Source organism: Rubrivivax soli (assembly GCF_049810355.1).
Classification (GTDB): domain Bacteria; phylum Pseudomonadota; class Gammaproteobacteria; order Burkholderiales; family Burkholderiaceae_C; genus Rubrivivax.
The window spans coordinates 4,826,789-4,843,467 of the sequence record NZ_CP187368.1 but is presented as its reverse complement, the minus strand read 5'-3'; the positions used below and the strand labels follow the sequence as shown (position 1 = coordinate 4,843,467).

Genomic DNA, 16,679 nt, shown 5'->3' with positions numbered 1-16,679 from the left:
GGTCCGACGCCTGGGGCAACGGTTCGGCCGCGGCACGTGCGAGGCCGGCCGCTCCCCCCGGCGCGGCGGGCCGGGGCTGTGCCAGCACACCCGGGGCCTCGGCAGTCCCCACGCGCTGCCGCACCGGGCTGCTGCCGCTGGGCGGCTGGGGCGCCGGCCCGGCGTCCACACTGCGCGTGTCCGTGGAGCCCGGGGTCTTGGCGGAACTGGAGACTGGTTTCATGCGAACCCCTTGCGCCGATGGGTCGGATCGGCAAGCTGCAGCGACGAGCGTGCATCTTGGTCGTTGGTCGGCCGGTGTCCGGGGCCAGAACCGAATGGACAGCGCGAAGCGCGAAGCCCGGTCCCCTGCAGCGGACCCGCCGGCCGCCCCACCAACGGCACCGGGCGACCGCGCACGGCGCGGCCGGTTCAGGCGACCTCGTGCCCCATGCTGGCCTGCCAGACGCGGTACCAGTCTTCGGCCGACAACGGCACCTCCAGCGCGGCGACGGCCTCGCGCAGCGCGTCGGTGCGGCCCGAGCCGGTGATCGGCCGCGGGCGCGAGGGGTGGCGCAGCAGCCAGGCATAGGCCACCGTGGCCACGCTGGCACCGTGCTGCCGTCCGAGCGCCTCGAGCACCGCCCGCACGCGCTGCGCCTGCGCGTCCTGGCCGCTGAACAGGCGCCCGCCGCCCAGCGGGCTCCAGAGCATGGGGCGCAGGCCGAGGTCGGTGCACTGGTCCAGCGTGCCGTCGGCCAGCGCCTGCATCTGCAGCGGCGAACATTCGATCTGGTTGGTGACCAGCGCATGGCGGCGGTGCAGCATCGCCAGCTGCGGGGGCTGGTGGTTGCTGACGCCGAAGGCCAGCACCTTGCCGGCCGCCTGCAGCGTGCGGAAGGTGTCGGCCACCGCGTCGGGGTCCATCAGCAGGTCGGGCCGGTGCAGCAGCAGCAGGTCGATGCGGTCGGTGCGCAGCGCACGCAGGCTGTTGTCCACCGAGGCCAGCAGGTGGGCGCGGCTGCTGTCGTAGCTCTTGATCGCATGCCCCGACCGCGCCGGGTGCACGAGCCGGATGCCGCACTTGGTGACGATCTGCAGCCGCTCGCGCAGCCCCGGCGCGGCGGCCAGTGCTTCGCCGAACCAGGCTTCGACGCTGTAGCCGCCGTAGATGTCGGCATGGTCGAAGCTGGTGATGCCCAGCCCCAGCGCCTGCTCGATCCAGCGCACGCGCGCGGGCACGTCCAGCCCCCAGGTGTGGGCGCGCCAGAGGCCGGCGATGATCGGCGAGAGCGCGGTCGACGGCACGGCTGTGCCCGCCTAGCGCAGGTCGCCGGCCAGGCTGGCCAGCGTCTCGGGAGCGATCTGCACGTGCGCCGGGTAGTGCGTGTGGTCGCAGCCCAGCTTCACGGCCGCACCGGCCCGGATGGCCTGCTGCTGCGCCGCGCCGAACTCGAAGCGCACGAAGTGCACCGACGAGGTCTTCTCGGCGTTCTCGCGGTCCAGGTCCTCGTCGGCGATGGCGTAGACGCGCGGGTGGCCTTCGACTTCGACGAACATCCGGTCCTCGACCCCGATCAGCCGGGACAGCTCGCGCTTGCGCTCGTGCGGATCGGGGTACTCGAGCAGCATCGTGGCCTTCCAGTTGCTGCCGTCGGGCACCAGCGGGGCGTAGGCGTCGATCTCGCTCTGGATGCCGTCCTCGTCGAAGATCTTCTCGATGTGCAGCATCTCCTGGATCTGGCGCAGGATCGTGCGCTCGTCCTCGAACTGCAGCGTCATGTGCTCGCCCAGCGCGACGCTGCGCAGCTTGCGGTGCGCAATGGCGTCGGGCTTGCTGCTCTTCCTGATCTTCGCGTAGGCCTCCAGCGTCAGCAGGCGGCTGCGGTCGATGGTTCCCATGGGCTCACTCCAGTCCGTAGGCGATGCGCACCAGGCTCAGCGGATGCTGCAGCGCCTTGGCCGGCGTGCCGGCCTCGCGCATGCCCTGTGCGATGTGGTGGCCGGCCATCGGGCAATCGCTGCTGATGACGTCGGGCTCGTCCTTGGCCATGCTCTTGAACACCGGCTTGCCGATCTTCATCGCGAGCTTGTGCGTCGGCTGCTTGACGCCGTAAGTCCCGGCGTGGCCGGAGCAGCGTTCGACGGTGGTCAGCTGCAGCGGGACGGTCTGGCCGATCAGCTTGAACAGCTCCTCGGTCTTGCGGCCGATGTTCTGCACCCGGCCGTGGCAGGGGATGTGGTAGCTGACCTTGCCGAGCGCAGCCTGGAAGTCGGTCTTCAGCAGGCCGTCCTTGTGGCGCGCCACGAGGTACTCGAACGGATCCATCATCGCCGCCTTCACGGCCTGCGTGTCGGCGTCGTCCGGGAACATCAGCGGCAGTTCCTGCTTGAACATCAGCGTGCAGCTCGGCACGGCGCTGAGGATGGCGTAGCCCTCCTTCGCGTACCGCGCCAGCACGGGGATGTTCGCCGCCCAGGCCTTCTCCACCGCGGGCAGGTCGCCGAGCTCGAGCTTGGGCATGCCGCAGCACTGCTCCTTGTCGACGATGACGTAGGGGATCGCGTTGTGCTCCAGCACCTTCAGCAGGTCCTCGCCGATGCCGGGTTCGTTGTAGTTCACGTAGCAGGTGGCGAAGATGGCGACCTGGCCCGGCGTGCGCTGGCCGTTGACGACGACGCTGGCCTCGCCGCTCATCGCGCGGCCCCAGCGGAAGCGCTGTTCGGCGAAGCCCGGCATCCAGGCGTCGGGGTGCACGCCCAGCATCGACTGCATCGCGCTGCGCGCCGCCTTCGTGCCGTTCACCTTGTTGACGACGTCGACGACGATCGGAATGCCGGCGAAGCGGCCGTGCGTGTCGGTGCTGGCCAGCAGCTGTTCCTTCGCGCCGACCTCGCCCTTCTGGTGCTTGATGGCCTTGGCGCGCAGCATCAGGTGCGGGAAGTCCAGGTTCCACGCATGCGGCGGCGTGTACGGACACTTCGTCATGTAGCACAGGTCGCACAGGTAACACTGGTCGACCACGCTCCAGTAGGCCTCCTTCTTGACGCCGTGCACCTCGCCGTCGTCGGTGGCGTCGACCAGGTCGAACAGCGTCGGGAAACTCTGGCACAGGCTGACGCAGCGGCGGCAGCCGTGGCAGATGTCGAAGACACGCTCCATCTCCTGCATCGCCGCGGCTTCGTCGTAGAAGGCCGGGTTCTTCCAGTCGATGGGGTGCCGGGTCGGGGCTTCGAGATTGCCTTCGCGCATGGGCGCTCCTGTGGCTCGAGTCGGGACTCACAAACGAACAAGGGGCACGAAGCCCCTTGTTGCCTGGGCACGTGGCCCGTTCAGTCGACCAGCGCGTCGAGCGCCTTCTGGTAGCGGTTGGCGTGCGAGCGCTCGGCCTTGGCCAGCGTCTCGAACCAGTCGGCGATCTCGTCGAAGCCTTCTTCGCGCGCCGTCTTGGCCATGCCCGGGTACATGTCGGTGTACTCGTGCGTCTCGCCGGCCACGGCGGCCATCAGGTTCTGCCGGCTGTTGCCGATGGGCAGGCCGGTGGCGGGGTCGCCCGAGCCGTTCTCGAGGAACTCGAGGTGGCCGTGCGCGTGCCCGGTCTCGCCTTCGGCGGTGGAACGGAACAGCGCAGCGACGTCGTTCTGGCCTTCCACGTCGGCCTTGTTCGCGAAGTACAGATAACGGCGGTTGGCCTGGGACTCGCCAGCGAAGGCGTCCTTCAGGTTCTGCTCGGTCTTGGAACCCTTCAATGCCATGTCGTGCTCCTTGTCTCTGTGTGCGTGTCTGTGGGGGGCGTCTTGGTGGCGCGGTGCGCACCAGCCGCAACAGACCTTACCAAGCCGGCCTGTCGGGCTCCAATTCAAAGCTTCAATGCGGGGCATAGACCGAGACAATCGCCCGGATAGTCTCCATCAATGATATTGATTCTCATTCCCGGTTTCAGTGCAGACCCAGCAGGCGCAGCGCGAGGTCGTGCAACCGGCCCGCCGGGTTGGCCAGACTCTCCAGCACGGTGAGGTGGTTGCGGCCGCTCAGCGTCTCGCACACGGGCACGGCCGTCGGGCCCCAGACATCGCGGATCAGCTTGTTCTGGCGCAGGAACTCGCTGCTCTCGTCGCCGCCGCACACCGTGTAGAGCTTGCCCGACTTCGGGCGCGGAAAGAACGCGGGACTCAACCGCGCCACCGACGCCGGCGTCAGCTGCAGGTCGGGCTGCAGGAAGCCGGTGTGGCGCAGCGGCTCCAGGTCGTACAGGCCCGAGATCGACAGCGCGCCGGTCACCAGGCCCGGCGGCAGGTCGTCGGCCACCTGCTTCCAGCGGCACGACAACAGCATGGCCGCGAGATGCCCCCCCGCCGAGTGCCCGGCCACCGCGATGCGCGCCGGGTCGCCCCCGAAGCGCGCGGCGTTGCGCCAGGTCCAGGCCAATGCCCGCACCATCTGCAGCGTGATGTGTTCCACCGAGACGGCCGGTGCCAGCGCGTAGTTGGGCAGCACCACGGTGGCACCCGCCGCGTTCAGCGCGGGCGCGATGAACGAGAACTCGGACTTGTCGCGCGACCGCCAGTAGCCGCCGTGCACGAACACCAGCACCGGCGCGCCGGGCTGCGCGGCAGGGAACACGTCCAGCGTCTCGCCGGCGCCGTCGCCGTAGGCGATGTCGGCCTGCACCGGGCTGCCCGCGCGCGCTGCCTGCGATGCCGCGACCCAGGCATCGAAGATGGCGGCGTGGTCGGGAATCGCGGCGCGCGCGTTGTATTCGGCATCGAGCCACTGGGGGTCCAGACGGGGACGCATCGGGCAAGCCTTTCTCGGGTGTGCGAGACGATGTTAAACTGCGCGCTGTCGTGGGGGCGTAGCTCAGCTGGGAGAGCGTCGCGTTCGCAATGCGAAGGTCAGGAGTTCGATCCTCCTCGTCTCCACCAACGGCTTGTTGTTCGTTCTTGCTCGAGGGCTTGGTCCACCGGACCAGGCCCTTTTTGCTTGGCGTTCGCGCGCACGCGCCATGGGCGTGCTGGCCCTGATCTTGCAAGCTCGCTTGCAGGCAGTTTCCGGTGTCACCAGCCCCCTGGGCTTAGGGTGATGCCCCGGGAAGATGCGCAGATCTTTCGCGCTATAGTCGCGCCCTTCGCGGCCGACCCCGGCTGCTCGTGGCCCACAAGGCCACTGGTCAACAAGATGGTCGCAGCGCTTCGCATCCAATGAGGTGCGCAGTCGACTGGAGGATTCGAGTGGATTACGCCCAGCAACAACGAAATCCGGGCAAGCACGCAGTGGGCATAGGCGTCGTGATCGCCTTGCATCTGGCTCTGGGCTGGGCACTCGTCAACGGGTTGGCACAACGCCTGATCGAGGTCGTCAAGGCCCCGATCGAGACGAAGATCATCGAAGAGACGAAGCCGCCCGAGCCGCCGCCTCCCGAGAACCTGCCGCCGCCGCCGAAGTTCGCGCCGCCGCCGCCGAGCTTCGTGCCGCCGCCGGAAGTGAACGTGGCGCCACCGCCGACACCGGCGCCCACCATCACCACGACGCAGGTGGCGCCGCCGCCGGCACCGCCGGTGTTCATCCAGCCGCCGGCACCGCCCGCGCCGCCGGCCCCGCCGCCGCCCCGCGCGGCCGCGCAGCCCGCCATCTTCAATCTGCAGGAATGCGCGCCGACCGGCAGCGACTATCCCCGCGCCGCGCGCTCGGCCGAGGCCGTGGGCACGACGCGCATCCGTTTCCAGATCGATGCCACGGGCAAGATGGTCGGCGCGTCGATCGTCAAGTCGGCCGGCCCGACGCGCGAGCACAAGCTGCTCGACCGCGTGGCGATGGACAAGCTCGGTGCATGCAAGTTCGGGCCTGGAACCGACGAGAACGGTCGCGCCGTCGGCGCGAGCAAGGACGTCGAGTACGTCTGGAATCTCAACTGAGAGATTCCTGAGCACCTCTTTCGCTGCCGTTCACCAACGGCGTTCCCCTTTGTTGACGCCCTGTACCCCTGGCGTTGTCCCCTTTGCGAATCAGTCGCTTTTCCCTGGAGGCATGATGTCCTTGTTGAAATTCGTGCGGTCGACCGCCGCCGTGGCCCTGCTGGCCCTCGTCACCGTGACCGGCGTCGTCGGCACGCAGCCCGCCCTGGCCCAGGACGCCGCCTCGGCGCCCGCATCGGCCCCCGCCGAAGCCCCCGCCGCAGCGCCTGCCCCCGTTGCCGGCCCGGCCGTCACCGAAGAAGCCGTCGACAACCCCTACGGCCTGAAGGCCCTGTGGACGCAGGGTGACTTCGTCGCGCACAGCACGCTGGTCATCATGGTCATCATGTCGATGGGCAGCTGGTACATCATCTTCACGAAGCTCTTCGAGCAGCGCCAGATGATGAAGAGCGCGGTGACGTCGGCCGAGACCTTCTGGAAGGCCTCGTCGGTGAAGTCGGGCGTCGGCGCCCTGGAAGAAGGCTCGGCCTTCCGCTACATCGCCGAGCAGGGCATCAAGGCCAGCGACCACCACGAAGGCACGATGGTCGAGACCATCGACAAGCACACCTGGATCAGCATGAGCGTCGACCGCGCCGTCGGCAGCGTGCAAAGCCGCCTGCAGGACGGCCTGGCCTTCCTGGCGACCGTCGGTTCGACCGCACCGTTCGTCGGCCTGTTCGGCACCGTCTGGGGCATCTACAACGCGCTGGTGAAGATCGGCATCTCGGGCCAGGCCTCGATCGACAAGGTCGCCGGCCCGGTCGGTGAAGCGCTGATCATGACCGCCATCGGCCTGGCCGTCGCGGTGCCTGCAGTGATGGGCTACAACTGGCTGATCCGCCGCAACAAGGCGATCATGGACCAGACCCGCGCATTCGCCGGCGACCTGCACAACGTGCTGATCGCGGGCAAGCGCTGAACACCCCCGGGACACTGCCATGGGCATGAACGTTGGCGCCGCGTCCGAAGACGGCGAGGACCAGCTCAACAACAGCATCAACACCACGCCGCTCGTCGACGTGATGCTGGTGCTGCTGATCATCTTCCTCATCACCATCCCGGTGGTGACGCAGACGATCAAGCTCGAGCTGCCCAAGGAAAGAAACATCCCGCTGCAGACCAAGCCCGAGAACATCGTGCTCGCGGTGAACCGCGACGGCGAGATCTACTGGGGCACCGAGCGGATGCCCGAAATCGAGACGCTGGTGAACCGCCTGAAGGTGGAATCCGTGAAGGAGCCGCAACCCGAAGTGCACATCCGCGGCGACGCGGAAGTGCGCTACGAGGCCGTGGGCCGCACGGTCGTGGCCTGCCAGCGCGCGGGCATCTTCAAGGTCGGCTTCATCACCGAACCTCCGGCCGGCGGCGGCGCCCGCTGAGCGGCCAGACAAGGACCACACCATGGGAATGAACGTAGGCTCGGCCAGCGAGGACGACGACGGCGGCGTGATGGTGGACATCAACACCACGCCGCTGATCGACGTGATGCTGGTGCTGCTGATCATGTTCATCATCACGATCCCGATCCAGACGCACGCGGTGAAGATGAACATGCCGGTGCCGAACAACGCGGCACCGCCGCCGAAGCCGCCCGAGATCATCCGCATCGACGTCGACTTCGACGGCACCATCGGCTGGAACGGCGAAGTCATCCCCGACCGCCAGACGCTCGAAGCACGCCTGCAGGCGGTGGCGATGCAGCCCGACCAGCCCGAGGTGCACCTGCGCCCGAACAAGCTCGTCACCTACAAGTACGTCGCGATGATCATGGCCAGCGCGCAACGCCTGGGCGTGACCAAGATCGGCATCGTGGGGAACGAGCAGTTCCTGAACTGAAGAATCGGCAACTCAGCGGCAACCAAGACGATGAAGACGACCCTGCGCGCGCTCACCCTGTCCCTGCTGGCGGCCGGCTGGCTGACGGTGGCCACGGCCCAAGGGCTGCGGCCCGAGGTCGGCAGGCCGCTGCAGCAGGCGGGCGAACTGCTGAAGGCCGGCAAGGCCAGGGAAGCACTGGCCAAGGTGCGCGAGGCCGAGGCCGTGGGCGGCAAGACCGCCGCCGAGCAGCTGACGATCGACCGCATGAAGGCTGCCGCCGCGCAGCGCGCCGGCGACAACGCCACCGCGGTGCAGGCGCTGGAAGCCATCGCCGGCAGGGTCAGCGGCGCGGAAGCCGGGCAGATCGCCGAGCAGCTGGCCGCGGCCTATGCGCAGATGCGCAACAACGCCAAGGCCACCGAGTGGATGAACAAGGCGATCGCCGCCGGCAACAACAGCGCCACGATCAAGCAGTTGCAGAGCTACCTGCAGTCGGCCAGCGGTGACTACGCCGCGATCGCCCGCGACGCTGCCGCTGCCGTGTCGGCCGCCGAGGCTGCCGGCCGCCGCCCCGACGAAGGCGACCTGCTGCGCCTGGCCGACGCCCAGCAGCGCACGAACAACACCAACGGCTACGTCGCGACGCTGGAGAAGCTGCTCGCGAACTACCCGAAGAAGGACTACTGGACGGCCTACCTCGCGCGCGTGCAGCGCAAGTCGGGCTTCTCGGACCGCTTCGCGCTCGACGTGATGCGCCTGCGCCTGGCCACCGGCACGCTGGGCAAGACGGACGAGTTCATGGAGATGGCACAGCTGGCGCTGCAGGCCGGCCTGCCCGCCGAGGCCCTGCGCATCACGGAGCAGGGCTTCAAGTCCGGCGCCCTGGGCACCGGCGCCGAGGCCGCGCGCCACCAGCGCCTGCGCGACCTGGCCGTCAAGCAGGAGGCCGAGCAGAAGGCCGCCATTGCCGGCCAGGCCACGGCCGCTGCCGCCGAGAAGAGCGGCGACGATCTGGTGAAGGTGGGCTACGCCTACGTCACGATGGGCGAGGTCGACAAGGGCATCACGCTGATCCAGCAAGGCATCGCCAAGGGCCAGCTGCGCCGCGCCGAGGACGCCAAGCTGCGGCTGGGCATGGCGCAGCAGCAATCGGCCAAGGCCCGGGCTGCCGCGACGCAGACGCTGCGCGGCGTGAAGGGCACCGACGGCGTCGCGGACATCGCGCGCCTGTGGTTGATCGCCGGCGCGCCCTGACGCCGTCGACGGGGCCGACGCTCGACACCGAGAGCCGCGCCACCGACGACGACCACCAGGCCCTGCGCCTGTGGCTGCGCCTGCTGGCCTGCACCAACCGCATCGAGGCGCCGTTGCGCACGCGGCTGCGCGAACAGTTCGACGGCTCGCTGCCCCGCTTCGACCTGATGGCGCAGCTGGACCGCCACCCCGGCGGTCTGAAGATGCGCGAGCTCTCGCGCCGGCTGATGGTGACCGGCGGCAACGTCACCGGCCTCACCGACAGGCTGGTCGCCGAAGGCCTGGTGGAACGCCGCGACGACCCCGCCGACCGCCGCGCCTGCACCGTGCTGCTCACGGGCGAAGGCAAACGCCAGTTCCGCGCCATGGCGCAGGCCCACGAGGGCTGGGTGGCCGAGCTCTTCGGCGGCCTCAGCGCCGCGCAGCAGGCCCAGCTCTACACCTTGCTGGGCCAGCTCAAGGCGACGCTGCCAACAGATCCCGGCCGATGATCAGGCGCTGCACCTCGGTGGCGCCTTCGTAGATCCGCAGCGCGCGGATCTCGCGGTACAGGCTCTCCACCACCGAGCCCACGCGCACGCCCTGGCCGCCATGCAGCTGCAGTGCGCGGTCGATGACGCGCTGCGCGTGCTCGGTGGCCACCATCTTGGCCATCGCGGCCTCGCGCGTGGTGCGCAGCCCCTGCACGTCGCGCATCCAGGCCGCGCGGTAGGTCAGCAGCGCCGCAGCGTCGATGTCGGCCGCCATGTCGCCCAGACTCGCCTGCGTGAGCTGGAAGTCCGCCAGGTGCTGGCCGAACATCGGCCGCGACCGGCTGTGCGCCAGCGCCTCGTCGAGCGCGCGCCGCGCGAAGCCCAGCGCGGCGGCAGCGACGCTGGCGCGGAAGATGTCCAGCGTGCGCATCGCGAGCTTGAAGCCTTCGCCGGGTGCGCCCAGCAGCTGCGTCTTCGGCACGCGGCAGCCGGAGAAGCGCAGCCGCGCCAGCGGGTGCGGCGCGATCACCGCGATGCGCTCGGCGATCTCGAACCCCGGCGTGCCGGCGTGGACGAGGAAGGCGCTGATGCCGCGCGTGCCGCGGGCTTCCCCCGCGTCACCCGAAGGGGGACGCAGCGATGCGTCCCGGGCAAACACGCAGTACACGTCGGCGATGCCGCCGTTGCTGATCCAGGTCTTCTCGCCGTCGAGCACGTAGGCGTCGCCGTCCTCGCGCGCGGTGCAGGCCATCGCCGCCACGTCGCTGCCGGCGCCGGGCTCGCTGAGCGCGAAGGCACTGATCCAGGCGCCGCTGGCGATCTTCGGCAGCACCTCGGCCTGCAGCGCCGGGCTGCCGGCCAGCGTCACCGGCCCGCTGCCCAGGCCCTGCATCGCGAAGGCGAAATCGGCCAGGCCATCGTGCCGGGCCAGGGTCTCGCGGCACACCACCAGCGCACGCGAGTCGAGCGCGGCGCTGGCGCCGCCGAAGGCCGCCGGCACGCAGTGGCGCAGCACCCCCGCGTCGCCCAGCGCACGCACCAGTGCGCGGCAGGCGCGGTCCGTGTCGTGGTGGTCGATGTGCTGCAGATGCTGCGCCGACCAGGCGTCGAGCTGCGCCGCCAGCGCGCGGTGGCCGTCATCGAAGAACGGCAGCGCCAGGTGGTCGAGGCGGCCCACGTCAGTTGCCCTCGAAGACGGGCTTGCGCTTGGCAGCAAAGGCCTCGAAGGCACGGCGGAAGTCCTGCGTCAGCATGCACAGCGCCTGCGCCTGCGCCTCGCTCTCGACCATCTCCTCGATGCCCATCGCCCACTCCTGATTCAGCATCGTCTTGGTCACCGTGTGCGCGAACCAGGGGCCGTCGGCCAGCGCGCGTGCCTGCGCCTGGGCCTGCGCCAGCAGCTCGCCGGGGGCATGCAGCGCGTTGAAGAAGCCCCAGGCCTGGCCTTCCTCGGCGCTCATTGCGCGGCCGCTGAACAGCAGCTCGGCGGCCCGGCCCTGACCGACCACCCGCGGCAGCAGGCCGCAGGCGCCCATGTCGGCGCCGGCCAGGCCCACGCGCGTGAACAGGAAGGCGGTGCGCGCGGCCGGCGTGCCCAGGCGCAGGTCGGCGGCCAGCGCCAGCATCGCGCCGGCGCCGGCGCAGATGCCGTCGACCGCGGCGATCACCGGCTGCGGCGCGCGCTTGATGGCCTTCACCAGCTCGCCCGTCATGCGCGTGAAGCGCAGCAGCTCGGGGGCGGCCATGCGCGTCAGCGGCTCGATGATCTCGAACACGTCGCCGCCACTGCAGAAGTTGCCGCCGCTGCCGGTGAGCACCACGGCGCGCACGTCGCTCGCGTGCTGCAGCGCCAGGAACAGGTCGCGCAGCTCGGCGTAGCTCTCGAACGTGAGCGGGTTCTTCTTCTCGGGGCGGTCGAGCGTGATCGTGGCGACGCGGCCGTCGTCGCTGCAATGCCAGCCGAAGTGGCGGGGCGCGTGGGCCTGGAAGGCGGTCTGGTTCATGGGCGGTGCAGGTTGGTCTCGTATTGGCGGCGGCCGCTCAGGTACTGCGGCGGCCAGTCGATGGCGGCGTGGCCGATCTTCGCCGCCTGGTGCAGCGTCCAGGCCGGGTCGGCCAGGTGCGGGCGGGCCACCGCGCACAGGTCGGCGCGGCCGGCGGCGATCACCATGTTGACGTGGTCGGCCTCGAAGATCGCGCCCACCGCCACGGTGGGAATGCCGACCTCGTTGCGGATGCGGTCGGCAAACGGCGTCTGCCACATGCGGCCGTAGACCGGCTGCTGGTCGGGCACGACCTGGCCCGAGCTGCAGTCGATGATGTCGGCACCGGCCTGCCGGAACAGCCGCGCGATGGCCACCGCGTCGTCGGCAGTGTTGCCGCCGGGGGCCCAGTCGTGGCAGCTCAGCCGCACCGAGACCGGCCGCTCGGCCGGCCATGCGGCTCGCACGGCGGCGAACACCTCCAGCGGCCAGCGCGCGCGGTTCTCCACGCTGCCGCCGTAGGCGTCGTCGCGGTGGTTCGTCAGCGGCGACAGGAAGCTCGACAGCAGGTAGCCGTGCGCGCAGTGCAGCTCCAGGATGTCGAAGCCGGCCTCGGCCCCGCGGCGCGCGGCGGCCACGAAGTCGGCCGTGATGCGGTCCATGTCGGCGCGGGTCAGCGCGCGCGGCACCTGCGACTGCGCGCTCCACGGCAACGCCGAGGCCGACACCAGCGGCCAGTTGCCCTCGGCCAGCGGCGCGTCGGCCTGCTGCCAGCCCAGCTGCGTGCTGCCCTTGCGGCCGGCGTGGCCGAGCTGCAGGCCCATCTTCGCGGCCGAGTGCGCATGCACGAAGTCGACGATGCGCTTCCAGGCGTCGCGCTGGGCGTCGTTCCACAGCCCGGCGCAGCCCGGCGTGATGCGGGCGTCGGCGCTGGGGCAGGTCATCTCGGTGTACAGCAGCCCGGCGCCGCCCATCGCCCGCGCGCCGAAGTGCACCAGGTGGAAGTCGCCGGGCAGGCCGTCGACGGCCGAGTACATCGCCATCGGCGAGACGACGACGCGGTTGGGCACCGTCAGGCCGCGCAGCGTGAAGGGCGTGAACATCGGGCTCGGTGGCCGGGCGCTGCCGACCTGCAGGCCCGCGCGCTCGGCGAACCAGCGCTCGAAGCCCTCGAGCCAGGCCGCGTCGCGCAGCCGCAGGTTCTCGTGGCTGATGCGCTGGCTGCGCGTGAGCATGCTGTACATGAACTGCTCGGGCGGCAGTTGCTCGCAGTAGCGCGTTCCCACCACCTCGAACCACTCCATCGCGTTCCAGGCCGCGTTCTGCAGCCGCAGCACGTCGACCGCGCGCTCGGCCTGGTACTTGGCCAGCACGGCCGGGATGTCGTGCGTGCCGTGGTCGCGGAACTGGCGCGTGAGCTCGATCGCGTCTTCCAGCGCCAGCTTCGTGCCCGAGCCGATGGCGAAGTGCGCCGTGTGCACCGCGTCGCCCATCAGCACCACGTGGCTCGTGCCGTTGAAGGTGTGCCACTGCCGGCAGCGCACGCGCTGGAAGTTGATCCAGGCCGAACCGCGCTTGAGCGGGTCGAGGTGGCGTGCGTTGCTCAGCAGCGGGTGGCCGCCCAGGTGGCGCGCGAACAGCCGCTCGCAGAAGGCGATCGACTGCGCCACGTCGGCCTGGTCCAGGCCGTGCGCCTTCCAGACGGCCTCGGGCGTCTCGACGATGAAGGTCGTGGTCTGGTCGTCGAACTTGTAGACGTGGGCCTGGAACCAGCCGTGTTCGGTCTTCTCGAACAGGAAGTTGAAGGCGTCGAAGAGCTGCGTGGTGCCGAGCCAGATGAAGCGGTTCGGGCGCGTCACGATGTCGGGCTGGAACACGTCCGCGTACTTCTGGCGGATGCGCGAGTTGATGCCGTCGCTGGCGATCACGAGGTCGGCGTCGGCGTAGGCCGCGTCGTCGTCGGCCTCGGTCTCGAACACCAGCTCCACGCCCACTTCCTCGCAGCGCCGCTGCAGGATGTTGAGCAGCTTCTTGCGCCCGATGCCCACGAAGCCGTGGCCGCCGCTGCGGATGCGGTGGCCCTTGAAGTGCAGTTCGATGTCGTCCCAGTGGTTGAACGCCACCTCGATGGCGTCGGCCGTCGGGCGGTCCCACTGGCGCATGTTCTCCATCGTCGCGTCGGAGAACACCACGCCCCAGCCGAAGGTGTCGTAGGGGCGGTTGCGTTCGACGACCGTGATGCGGTGCGTCGGGTCCTGCTGCTGCATCAGCAGCGCGAAATACAGACCGGCGGGGCCGCCGCCGATGCAGACGATGCGCATGAAATCGGGTCTCCTGGCGGCGGATGATGCGGCGAGCTTCGCTGCCATTGTCGCGTCGAACTAGTTTAGAAGTAAACCACTTTCAGTGCCGAGCACCTGCCCGACAATTCCGGCCCATGCACACCGCCCTGCCCTCCTACCTGCGCGATCTCGGCCACGGCATCCACGCCATCGACACCGGCTTCCAGCGCGACGACTTCGACGCGGCCTACCTGCTGGTGCACGGCGGCCGTGCCGCCTTCATCGACACCGGCACCAACTTCGCGGTGCCGCGCCTGCTGGGAGCGCTGGACACGCTGGGCCTGCCGCAGTCGGCCGTGGACTGGATCATTCCCACGCACGTGCACCTGGACCACGCCGGCGGCGTGGGCCTGCTGGCGCAGCAGCTGCCGCAGGCGCGCGTGCTGGTGCACCCGCGTGGCGTGCGCCACATGGTCGACCCCACGATGCTGTGGCAGGGTGCCCTGGCCGTCTACGGCGCCGAGGAGATGGCGCGCAGCTACGGCCAGTTGCAGCCCGTGGCGGCCGAACGGGTGCAGGCCAGCCACGACGGCATGGTGCTCGACCTCGCCGGCCGCGCGCTGCTGCTGGCCGACACGCCCGGCCACGCGAAGCACCACCACTGCCTGTGGGACGCCACCTCGCGCGGCTGGTTCACCGGCGACACCTTCGGCCTGTCGTACCGCGAGTTCGACACCGCGCAGGGCGCCTGGCTGATCCCCACCTCCACGCCGGTGCAGTTCGAACCGGAGGCGCTGGCGGCTTCCGTGCAGCGGCTGCTGGCAGTCGACCCGGCCTGCATGTACCTCACGCACTACGGCCGCGTGACCGACGTGCAGCGCCTGGGCCGGCACTTCCTGGGCCTGCTCGACCGCATGGTGGCGCTGGGCCGGGCCGTGCAGCACGCGCCGGACCGCACGGCGGCGCTGGAGCGCGGGCTGCTCGACCTGTACGTGGAGAGCCTGGCCGACCACGGCTGCGGCTTCGACCGCGGCGAGATCGCCCGCCTGCTGGCCATCGACATCACGCTGAATGCCCAGGGCATGACCGTGTGGCTGGACCGTCCTGCATGAACGGTCATTCGACAAAGTTCTGACAGAAGCACAAATATTCCCTGCTTCCTCGCCGGTTCTCCGCGCTGCGGTGCCTCTATGGTTCTTGTGTTTTCGTCAATTTTGCCGACAACACAACCAGCAACCAGACACCCCCATGCGCCTGAACCACCCCGTCACCGCCACCGAGTTTGCATTCCCTCCCGGTGAGACGCTGGTCTCGACCACCGACCTGAAGGGCCGCATCCTCTACTGCAACCCGGCCTTCATCGCCGTCAGCGGCTACCAGCGCGAAGAGCTGCTGGGCCAGCCGCACAACCTGATCCGCCATCCCGACATGCCGGAAGAGGCCTTCCGCGACATGTGGCAGACCATCGCCAGCGGCCGGCCGTGGTCGGCAGCGGTGAAGAACCGGCGCAAGGACGGCAGCTGCTACTGGGTGATGGCCAACGTGACGCCGCTGATGCAGGGCGACGCACCGATGGGCTACATGTCGGTGCGCACGCAGCCGACGCGGGCCGAGATCGAGGCCGCAGAAGCGCTGTACCGCACGATGCGCGACGAGGCCGCCGCCGGCCGCCGCGTGCACCGGCTGCAGGCCGGCGTGCTGCACGTGGACACGGTGGCAGGCCGCCTGGGCCGCTGGCTGCGCCCGGGCCTGCGCGGCCGCATGGCGGCCGTGACGGCGGTGCTGGGCGGTGCTGCCGCCGCTGCCGGTGGCGCGGGCTGGGCCGTCGCGGCCGGCGCCGGCGCCGTGGGCGCGGCACTGGGCCTGTGGTTGCTGGCGCCGATGACGCTGTCGCCGCTGCAGCGGCTGCTGGACTTCGCCAACCGCATGGCTGCCGGCGACCTGACGCAGCGGCTGGATGCCAGCGGCAGCGGCGTCGTCGCCGACTTCACGCAGGCGCTGAACCAGCTCAACGTGAACCTGCGCTCGATCGTCCGCGACGCGCGCACCGAGGTCGACCACATGCGCGACGCCACGCGCGAGATCGCCAGCGGCAACCAGGACCTGTCGGCCCGCACCGAGTCGCAGGCCTCCAGCCTGCAGCAGACGGCCTCGTCGATGGAGGAGATCACCGGCACCGTGCGCCAGAGCGCCGACGCGGCGCAGCAGGCCACGCAGCTGGCCGGCGAGGCCACGGCCATCACCGAGCGCAGCAACGTCGCCGTGCAGCAGGTGACCGCCACGATGCAGACGATCAGCGAATCGTCGCGCCGCATCGGCGAGATCATCCAGGTCATCGAAGGCATCGCGTTCCAGACCAACATCCTGGCGCTGAACGCCGCGGTGGAAGCCGCGCGCGCCGGCGAGCAGGGCCGCGGCTTCGCCGTGGTCGCCAGCGAGGTGCGCGCGCTGGCGCAGCGCTCCAGCGTCGCGGCGCGCGAGATCAAGCAGCTCATCCACGAGTCGGCCGAGAAGGTCGACACCGGCAACCGGCTCACCGCGGCGGCCCGCGAGACCATTGCCGACGCGCTGGCCACCGTGCAGCGCGTGGGCACCGTGATCGACGAGATCAGCCACGGCGCGCGCGAGCAGCTCGACGGCATCTCGCAGGTCAACGAGGCGGTGTCGCAGATCGACGGCATCACGCAGCAGAACGCGGCGCTGGTGGAGCAGATCGCCGCCGCCGCCGCGCAGCTGCAGGCCAAGGCGGTGACGGTGTCGGACACGGTGAAGGTCTTTCACCTCGACGCCCGCGACGCGCACGGCGCGCCCGACGCGGTGGCGCTGCGCCGCGCCATGCGCACCGACGCCGCGGCCTGATCCCGGCAGGCACGGCGCGGCTACACTGCGCGCCCGCCGCGACCGCAACCGCACGCGCGGCAGGCAGCACGGGA

16 protein-coding genes and 1 tRNA gene are annotated in these 16,679 nt (G+C 70.1%); 9 read left to right on the top strand and 8 right to left on the bottom strand.

All coding sequences use genetic code 11. The annotated features are described in order from the left end of the window. Positions 1-411 precede the first annotated feature (411 nt). From ACPOLB_RS22260 to ACPOLB_RS22240, 5 genes are all read right to left on the bottom strand, one after another. Positions 412-1,287 (bottom strand): aldo/keto reductase, encoded by an 876-nt coding sequence (locus ACPOLB_RS22260; RefSeq protein ID WP_425258228.1) that lies wholly within the window; start codon positions 1,285-1,287, stop codon positions 412-414. 12 nt (positions 1,288-1,299) lie between these two features. Continuing rightward, positions 1,300-1,881 (bottom strand): DUF3501 family protein, encoded by a 582-nt coding sequence (locus ACPOLB_RS22255; RefSeq protein WP_425258227.1) that lies wholly within the window; start codon positions 1,879-1,881, stop codon positions 1,300-1,302. 4 nt (positions 1,882-1,885) lie between these two features. Further along, positions 1,886-3,232: a (Fe-S)-binding protein gene (locus tag ACPOLB_RS22250; protein ID WP_425258226.1), complete on the bottom strand. Its 1,347-nt coding sequence runs from the start codon at positions 3,230-3,232 to the stop codon at positions 1,886-1,888. 80 nt (positions 3,233-3,312) lie between these two features. Beyond that, positions 3,313-3,735, bottom strand: coding sequence for a rubrerythrin family protein (locus ACPOLB_RS22245; RefSeq protein WP_425258225.1), 423 nt, complete (start codon positions 3,733-3,735; stop codon positions 3,313-3,315). Between the two features lie 184 nt (positions 3,736-3,919). After that, positions 3,920-4,777 carry an alpha/beta hydrolase gene (locus ACPOLB_RS22240; protein ID WP_425258224.1) on the bottom strand — a complete coding sequence of 286 codons (858 nt, stop codon included), beginning with the start codon at positions 4,775-4,777 and terminating at the stop codon, positions 3,920-3,922. Between the two features lie 52 nt (positions 4,778-4,829). On the opposite strand from ACPOLB_RS22240, the gene ACPOLB_RS22235 reads away from it, so the two are divergent. The 7 genes from ACPOLB_RS22235 (at position 4,830) to ACPOLB_RS22205 (ending at position 9,500) form a co-directional block, all read left to right on the top strand. After that, a tRNA-Ala gene (locus tag ACPOLB_RS22235) sits at positions 4,830-4,905 on the top strand. A gap of 225 nt (positions 4,906-5,130) precedes the next feature. Beyond that, positions 5,131-5,895 carry a TonB family protein gene (locus ACPOLB_RS22230; RefSeq protein ID WP_425258223.1) on the top strand — a complete coding sequence of 255 codons (765 nt, stop codon included), beginning with the start codon at positions 5,131-5,133 and terminating at the stop codon, positions 5,893-5,895. A gap of 115 nt (positions 5,896-6,010) precedes the next feature. Then, positions 6,011-6,856 carry a MotA/TolQ/ExbB proton channel family protein gene (locus ACPOLB_RS22225; protein WP_425258222.1) on the top strand — a complete coding sequence of 282 codons (846 nt, stop codon included), beginning with the start codon at positions 6,011-6,013 and terminating at the stop codon, positions 6,854-6,856. Between the two features lie 19 nt (positions 6,857-6,875). Continuing rightward, positions 6,876-7,316, top strand: coding sequence for an ExbD/TolR family protein (locus ACPOLB_RS22220; RefSeq protein WP_425258221.1), 441 nt, complete (start codon positions 6,876-6,878; stop codon positions 7,314-7,316). A 22-nt stretch (positions 7,317-7,338) separates the two neighbouring features. Further along, positions 7,339-7,773 carry an ExbD/TolR family protein gene (locus tag ACPOLB_RS22215; RefSeq protein ID WP_425258220.1) on the top strand — a complete coding sequence of 145 codons (435 nt, stop codon included), beginning with the start codon at positions 7,339-7,341 and terminating at the stop codon, positions 7,771-7,773. Positions 7,774-7,803: 30 nt separating this feature from the next. Next, complete coding sequence (locus ACPOLB_RS22210) at positions 7,804-9,009, top strand: hypothetical protein (RefSeq protein WP_425258219.1); 1,206 nt, start codon at positions 7,804-7,806, stop codon at positions 9,007-9,009. Next, positions 8,985-9,500: a MarR family winged helix-turn-helix transcriptional regulator gene (locus ACPOLB_RS22205; protein WP_425258218.1), complete on the top strand. Its 516-nt coding sequence runs from the start codon at positions 8,985-8,987 to the stop codon at positions 9,498-9,500. Before ACPOLB_RS22210 ends, ACPOLB_RS22205 begins: the two co-directional genes overlap by 25 nt. Here ACPOLB_RS22205 and ACPOLB_RS22200 read toward each other — a convergent pair. The 3 genes from ACPOLB_RS22200 to ACPOLB_RS22190 are packed head-to-tail and all read right to left on the bottom strand — an operon-like array spanning position 9,466 to position 13,785. After that, positions 9,466-10,659 carry an acyl-CoA dehydrogenase family protein gene (locus tag ACPOLB_RS22200; RefSeq protein ID WP_425258217.1) on the bottom strand — a complete coding sequence of 398 codons (1,194 nt, stop codon included), beginning with the start codon at positions 10,657-10,659 and terminating at the stop codon, positions 9,466-9,468. The two genes, ACPOLB_RS22205 and ACPOLB_RS22200, sit on opposite strands and share 35 nt — an antisense overlap. Before the next feature lies 1 nt (position 10,660). Then, a complete protein-coding gene (locus ACPOLB_RS22195) occupies positions 10,661-11,485 on the bottom strand; it encodes an enoyl-CoA hydratase family protein (RefSeq protein ID WP_425258216.1) in 825 nt (274 codons plus the stop codon). Then, positions 11,482-13,785, bottom strand: a complete 2,304-nt coding sequence (locus tag ACPOLB_RS22190) for a bifunctional salicylyl-CoA 5-hydroxylase/oxidoreductase (RefSeq protein WP_425258215.1) — start codon at positions 13,783-13,785, stop codon at positions 11,482-11,484. Before ACPOLB_RS22190 ends, ACPOLB_RS22195 begins: the two co-directional genes overlap by 4 nt. A 116-nt stretch (positions 13,786-13,901) precedes the next feature. Here ACPOLB_RS22190 and ACPOLB_RS22185 point away from each other — a divergent pair, with 116 nt between their 5' ends. Both ACPOLB_RS22185 and ACPOLB_RS22180 read left to right on the top strand, forming a co-directional pair. Next, a complete protein-coding gene (locus ACPOLB_RS22185; RefSeq protein ID WP_425258214.1) occupies positions 13,902-14,858 on the top strand; it encodes an MBL fold metallo-hydrolase in 957 nt (318 codons plus the stop codon). A gap of 136 nt (positions 14,859-14,994) precedes the next feature. Further along, positions 14,995-16,605, top strand: coding sequence for a methyl-accepting chemotaxis protein (locus ACPOLB_RS22180; RefSeq protein WP_425258213.1), 1,611 nt, complete (start codon positions 14,995-14,997; stop codon positions 16,603-16,605). Positions 16,606-16,679: the final 74 nt, after the last annotated feature.

Bases quoted from the DNA above. Each gene is read 5' to 3' on its own strand.
- ACPOLB_RS22255 (WP_425258227.1), bottom strand. From the start codon at position 1,881: ATGGGAACCATCGACCGCAGCCGCCTGCTGACGCTGGAGGCCTACGCG.
- ACPOLB_RS22250 (WP_425258226.1), bottom strand. From the start codon at position 3,232: ATGCGCGAAGGCAATCTCGAAGCCCCGACCCGGCACCCCATCGACTGG.
- ACPOLB_RS22245 (WP_425258225.1), bottom strand. From the start codon at position 3,735: ATGGCATTGAAGGGTTCCAAGACCGAGCAGAACCTGAAGGACGCCTTC.
- ACPOLB_RS22240 (WP_425258224.1), bottom strand. From the start codon at position 4,777: ATGCGTCCCCGTCTGGACCCCCAGTGGCTCGATGCCGAATACAACGCG.
- ACPOLB_RS22225 (WP_425258222.1), top strand. From the start codon at position 6,011: ATGTCCTTGTTGAAATTCGTGCGGTCGACCGCCGCCGTGGCCCTGCTG.
- ACPOLB_RS22220 (WP_425258221.1), top strand. From the start codon at position 6,876: ATGGGCATGAACGTTGGCGCCGCGTCCGAAGACGGCGAGGACCAGCTC.
- ACPOLB_RS22215 (WP_425258220.1), top strand. From the start codon at position 7,339: ATGGGAATGAACGTAGGCTCGGCCAGCGAGGACGACGACGGCGGCGTG.
- ACPOLB_RS22210 (WP_425258219.1), top strand. From the start codon at position 7,804: ATGAAGACGACCCTGCGCGCGCTCACCCTGTCCCTGCTGGCGGCCGGC.
- ACPOLB_RS22195 (WP_425258216.1), bottom strand. From the start codon at position 11,485: ATGAACCAGACCGCCTTCCAGGCCCACGCGCCCCGCCACTTCGGCTGG.
- ACPOLB_RS22190 (WP_425258215.1), bottom strand. From the start codon at position 13,785: ATGCGCATCGTCTGCATCGGCGGCGGCCCCGCCGGTCTGTATTTCGCG.
- ACPOLB_RS22185 (WP_425258214.1), top strand. From the start codon at position 13,902: ATGCACACCGCCCTGCCCTCCTACCTGCGCGATCTCGGCCACGGCATC.
- ACPOLB_RS22180 (WP_425258213.1), top strand. From the start codon at position 14,995: ATGCGCCTGAACCACCCCGTCACCGCCACCGAGTTTGCATTCCCTCCC.